Annotated in this window: 5 protein-coding genes; all 5 read right to left on the reverse strand. The window is 56.2% G+C overall.

Translation table 11 applies throughout. From position 1 onward, the window contains the following. Window positions 1–61: 61 nt before the first annotated feature. A complete protein-coding gene (accC, locus tag HMPREF9538_RS24670; protein ID WP_009483995.1) occupies window positions 62–1,411 on the reverse strand; it encodes an acetyl-CoA carboxylase biotin carboxylase subunit in 1,350 nt (449 codons plus the stop codon). A 10-nt stretch (window positions 1,412–1,421) separates the two neighbouring features. Continuing rightward, on the reverse strand, window positions 1,422–1,889 hold the full coding sequence (gene accB, locus HMPREF9538_RS24665) for an acetyl-CoA carboxylase biotin carboxyl carrier protein (protein WP_002918736.1): 468 nt from the start codon (window positions 1,887–1,889) through the stop codon (window positions 1,422–1,424). Window positions 1,890–1,911: 22 nt separating this feature from the next. Beyond that, window positions 1,912–2,364, reverse strand: a complete 453-nt coding sequence (aroQ, locus tag HMPREF9538_RS24660) for a type II 3-dehydroquinate dehydratase (protein WP_004174104.1) — start codon at window positions 2,362–2,364, stop codon at window positions 1,912–1,914. 223 nt (window positions 2,365–2,587) lie between these two features. Then, on the reverse strand, window positions 2,588–3,196 hold the full coding sequence (gene msrQ / locus HMPREF9538_RS24655; RefSeq protein WP_004185869.1) for a protein-methionine-sulfoxide reductase heme-binding subunit MsrQ: 609 nt from the start codon (window positions 3,194–3,196) through the stop codon (window positions 2,588–2,590). Beyond that, on the reverse strand, window positions 3,196–4,210 hold a 1,015-nt coding region (msrP, locus tag HMPREF9538_RS24650; RefSeq protein WP_009483996.1), incomplete at its 5' end, for a protein-methionine-sulfoxide reductase catalytic subunit MsrP. The genes msrQ and msrP, both read right to left, overlap by 1 nt.

The following is a 4,210-nucleotide window of genomic DNA, read 5'->3' on the forward strand; positions in this document are numbered from 1 at the left end:
GGGGGGGGGGGGGGGGGGGGGGGGGGGCGTTTCCCCCGGCCCTTTTGCTGAGAGAGCAGAATTATTTTTCCTGCAAGCCGAGTTTTTTCTCCAGATAGTGGATATTGGTGCCACCATGCTGGAAATTCTCGTCGCTCATAATGCGCATCTGCAGATCGACGTTGGTTTTGATGCCATCGATGATCAGCTCCTGCAGCGCATTCTTCATGCGGGCAATCGCCACGTCACGGCTTTCGCCGTAGCAGATCAGTTTACCGATCATGGAGTCATAGTACGGCGGTACGGTGTAACCGGCGTAAATATGTGACTCCCAGCGCACGCCAAAGCCACCCGGCGCGTGGAAACGGGTGATTTTGCCCGGGCTCGGCAGGAAGGTGTTCGGGTCTTCGGCGTTGATACGGCATTCCACCGCATGGCCGCGAACTACCACTTCATCCTGCTTGATGGACAGCGGCTGGCCGGCTGCGATACGCAGCTGCTCTTTGATCAGGTCAACGCCGGTGATCATTTCAGTTACCGGATGCTCTACCTGGATACGGGTGTTCATTTCAATGAAGTAGAACTCGCCGTTTTCGAACAGGAACTCAAAGGTACCCGCCCCGCGGTAGCCGATATCCACACAGGCTTTCGCGCAACGCTCGCCGATGTAGCGACGCAGTTCCGGGGTGATGCCCGGCGCCGGCGCTTCTTCGACCACTTTCTGATGACGGCGCTGCATGGAGCAGTCGCGTTCAGCCAGATAGATCGCGTTACCCTGACCATCCGCCAGCACCTGAATTTCAATGTGGCGTGGGTTTTCCAGGTATTTCTCCATGTAGACCATGTCGTTGTTGAAAGCCGCTTTGGCTTCCGCTTTGGTCATGGAGATGGATTGCGCCAGTTCAGCGTCGCTACGTACAACGCGCATACCGCGACCGCCGCCGCCGCCGGAGGCTTTGATGATCACCGGATAGCCGATGCGTTTGGCATGGGCGCGGTTAGCGTCCATGTCGTCGCCCAGCGGGCCATCAGAACCTGGAACGGTCGGAACGCCAGCTTTCTTCATGGCGGTGATGGCGGGCACTTTGTCGCCCATCAGGCGGATAGTGTCGGCTTTCGGGCCGATGAAGATGAAACCGGAACGCTCAACCTGCTCAGCAAAATTAGCGTTCTCAGAGAGGAAGCCATAACCCGGGTGAATCGCTACCGCGCCAGTGATCTCAGCGGCGCTGATAATGGCCGGAATGTTCAGATAGCTTTTTACGGACGGAGCCGGACCGATGCAGACCGTCTCATCCGCTAACAATACGTGTTTTAGATCGCGATCCGCAGTGGAGTGCACAGCGACAGTCTTGATGCCCAGTTCTTTACAGGCACGCAGGATGCGCAGTGCGATCTCGCCACGGTTAGCGATGACAATTTTATCCAGCATGTTCGCCTCGTTACTCGATAACTACCAGCGGCTCGTCGAATTCTACCGGTTGGCCGCTTTCGATCAGAATGGCTTTCACCACGCCGGCTTTGTCGGCTTCGATCTGGTTCATCATTTTCATCGCTTCGACGATGCACAGGGTGTCGCCCACGTTAACTTTCTGGCCAACTTCCACAAACGCTTTCGCGTCCGGGCTCGGCGTACGATAGAAAGTACCAACCATCGGGGAACGTACGATGTGACCACTGATTTCCGCTTTCGCCGGCGCTTCAGCCGCAGCAGCTGGTGCGGCAGTCGCGGCGGCAGGCGCCTGAGGCTGCATCATCGGCGCAGCATAAGCCTGCTGCATAACCGGATAGCTTGCGGCCGGTGCAGAGCGGCTGATGCGAACAGACTCTTCGCCTTCAGAAATTTCCAGTTCGGAGATACCTGATTCTTCAACCAGCTCGATCAGTTTTTTAATCTTACGAATATCCATGAGTGGGTTCCGTACTCTTTGTTTAGTGTGATTGTGACAGGCGTTTTACCGCCGTCTGTAAAGCGTATGAATAACCATCCGCCCCCAGCCCGCAAATGACGCCAGCGGCGACATCTGACAGATACGAGTGCTGGCGGAAGGGTTCGCGTGCATGCACATTGCTCAGGTGAATCTCGATAAACGGGATGTTCACGGCGAGCAAAGCGTCACGGATTGCTACGCTGGTATGCGTGAACGCGGCCGGATTAATCAGGATATAGTCCACGTTGTCTTTAGCCTGATGAATTCGGTCGATTAACGCATGCTCCGCGTTGGACTGCAGGTGATCCAGACTCACATTCAGCGCCGCCGCTTCAGATGTTAAACGGTTAACAATTTCAGCCAGCGTGAGAGGGCCATACTTCTCAGGCTCGCGGGTACCGAGCATGTTAATGTTTGGACCATTCAAAAGCAAAATGTGAAACTTCACTGCCATTGTGTGGCGATCTCCTGCCATTTTCGGGTAAAAAACAACATATACCTTCAATGCGCCCTTGTCACCTTTTCAGGGTCAGAAAACCCCGTCAGGAAAACCAAAGTCGCACATTATAACGATTTCGTAGCAATTGGCAGCTAAATACTGGTCTTATCAGGGAAGATTATCAACCGCTATCTGAAAAAGAGTCGCGGTTGATAAAGGATCTGCGGGAAACTGCACATTACCGGATTGCGCGCCACCACTGGCGGAACTTCTTGTAACGCCATGTCAATAGCCCTGCTGCCAGCAGGGCATATATAACGGGCTGCGGCGAGACGATCTTCACTGACCACAGGTAGTGTATCGGCGCGAGGATCGCCACCAGATAGACGAAGTTGTGTAAAAGTTGCCAGCGACGCCCCAGTTTTCGCTGCATCGCTTGCGTGGAGGTCACCGCCAGCGCCAGCAGAATCGCCCAGCTGATCATGCCCAATGTCAGATAGGGGCGGGTGATAATCTCCGAGCCCAGCAGCGCCAGATTGTTAATGCCCAGCTCCAGTAGGGTATAGCTGGTCAGGTGCAGCGTCGCCCAGGCAAAACACCATAAACCTAACAGGCGACGAACGCGAATCAATAATGGCTGCTTCGCATAGCGCGCCAGCGGAGAGACCAGCAGCGTCGCCAGCAGAAACTTAAGCGCCATTCTGCCGGTAAAGTGCTGGATATCCTTGGCTGGATCGGCGCTAAAGTAGCCCTGGTGCCCGGCCCAGAATAACCAGACCAGCGGCAAAAACCCCGCAAGGTGAAGTAAAACCTTCAGCCAGACGATCTGTTTGACGGTGAAACGCACTAGAAGTTCTCCCGCAGATTCATGCCGCGATACAGCGACGCCACTTCGTCGGCATAGCCATTAAACAGCAACGTCGGTTGACGCTTCACATCGAGCACGCCGCCGGCGCCGATAAACCGCTCGCTAGCCTGCGACCAGCGGGGGTGATCGACGTGCGGATTGACGTTGGCGAAGAAGCCGTATTCGTCCGGCGCCGCCAGGTTCCAGGTGGTTGGCGGCCGCTCGCGGGTCAGCTCGATACTAACAATGGATTTTATGCCTTTAAAACCGTACTTCCACGGCACGGTCAGGCGGACCGGCGCGCCGTTTTGCGGCGGCAGCGCTTTGCCATACACCCCGACGGTGAGTAGCGTCAGCGGGTGCATCGCTTCATCCAGCCGTAGCCCCTCCACGTAAGGGTAAGCGAGCCCCCCGCCGATAAACCGGTCTTTCTGGCCGGGCATTTGATCCGGAGCATAGAGGGTTTTGAAGGCCACATAGCGCGCGCTGCTGGTGGGCTCCACCAGCGCCAGCAGTTTATGCAGCGGGAAGCCGACCCAGGGGACCACCATCGACCAGGCTTCCACACAGCGCATACGATAAATGCGCTCTTCCAGCGGGAAGCGTTTGGTCAGATCGTCATGGTCAAGGGTCAGAGGTTTCGCCACTTCGCCACCGATGGTGAGCGTCCAGGGATCGGTGCGCAGGCTACCCGCGTTCGCCGCCGGATCGGCTTTATCGAGGCCGAATTCATAAAAATTATTGTAACCGGCGACCTTATCTTCCGGGGTAAGCGTCAGATTAGCCTGCCACTCGGCGGGTTTAGCAAACTCCAGGGCCTTGCCCGCTGGCGCTGGCGGGCGGTCGTGGCCTTTAAACCAGTCCAGCAGGTCGGCCTGCGCGGCGGCGGGAAGGGAAAGCGCGGTCGCGCTGATGCCCAGCATTTTCAGCACCTGGCGCCGCTTGAGCATAAAAACGGATTCGGCCGTGACGTCGGCTTTCGTCTGGTTTTTTTTTTTTTTTTTTTTTTTTTTT

This window comes from Klebsiella sp. MS 92-3 (assembly GCF_000195655.1).
Taxonomy (GTDB): Bacteria; Pseudomonadota; Gammaproteobacteria; order Enterobacterales; family Enterobacteriaceae; genus Klebsiella; species Klebsiella pneumoniae.